Genomic DNA, 700 nt, shown 5'->3' with positions numbered 1-700 from the left:
AAAAGAAGTAATTTTTAAAGTGGTGCCGGCTAAAGGACTTGAACCCTCAACCTACTGATTACAAGTCAGTTGCTCTACCAATTGAGCTAAGCCGGCATATATGGTGGAGGATGACGGGATCGAACCGCCGACCCTCTGCTTGTAAGGCAGATGCTCTCCCAGCTGAGCTAATCCTCCGTTATTGGTGACCCCTACGGGATTCGAACCCGTGTTACCGCCGTGAAAGGGCGGTGTCTTAACCGCTTGACCAAGGGGCCATTTTGATAAAATTTTATTATGGCGGAGAGCAAGGGATTTGAACCCTTGATACGCGGTTAGCGTATACACGATTTCCAATCGTGCTCCTTCGGCCACTCGGACAGCTCTCCATATTATGAAAGAAGCGACAGTGAATATTATCGCACGTCTCTACTTTTATAACAATGACTAATTTCTTCCAAATTCATTATAGGGGAAGAAAAAAGACAGAAAGTAAAATTTCTGTCTTAGCCCGGCAGCGTCCTACTCTCACAGGGGCTTTCGCCCCAACTACCATCGGCGCTGAGAAGCTTAACTTCCGTGTTCGGGATGGGAACGGGTGTGACATTCTCGCCATTGCTACCGGACCTATTGAATTAGAGGTTTCATTCCCTCAAAACTAGATAACGCAGAAGAAGTTTAGTAAAAACGAGTTCACCATATTACTTTGATAATTGTCTAG

Annotated in this window: 4 tRNA genes and 1 rRNA gene; all 5 read right to left on the bottom strand. The window is 45.7% G+C overall.

What is annotated here, in order from left to right:
* Positions 1 to 20: 20 nt before the first annotated feature.
* Positions 21 to 96 (bottom strand) — tRNA-Thr (locus tag ACNQGS_RS29030).
* 5 nt (positions 97 to 101) lie between these two features.
* Positions 102 to 177 (bottom strand) — tRNA-Val (locus tag ACNQGS_RS29025).
* A 5-nt stretch (positions 178 to 182) separates the two neighbouring features.
* A tRNA-Glu gene (locus ACNQGS_RS29020) sits at positions 183 to 257 on the bottom strand.
* 20 nt (positions 258 to 277) lie between these two features.
* Positions 278 to 368: transfer RNA gene (locus tag ACNQGS_RS29015), tRNA-Ser, on the bottom strand.
* Between the two features lie 120 nt (positions 369 to 488).
* Positions 489 to 605, bottom strand: a 5S ribosomal RNA gene (gene rrf, locus ACNQGS_RS29010).
* Between the last annotated feature and the right edge of the window lie 95 nt (positions 606 to 700).

It is taken from the genome of Neobacillus sp. PVCKKU3 (assembly GCF_058323225.1).
The sequence above is the reverse complement of the archived record's forward strand: the minus strand, read 5'-3'. Positions and strand labels throughout refer to the sequence as shown.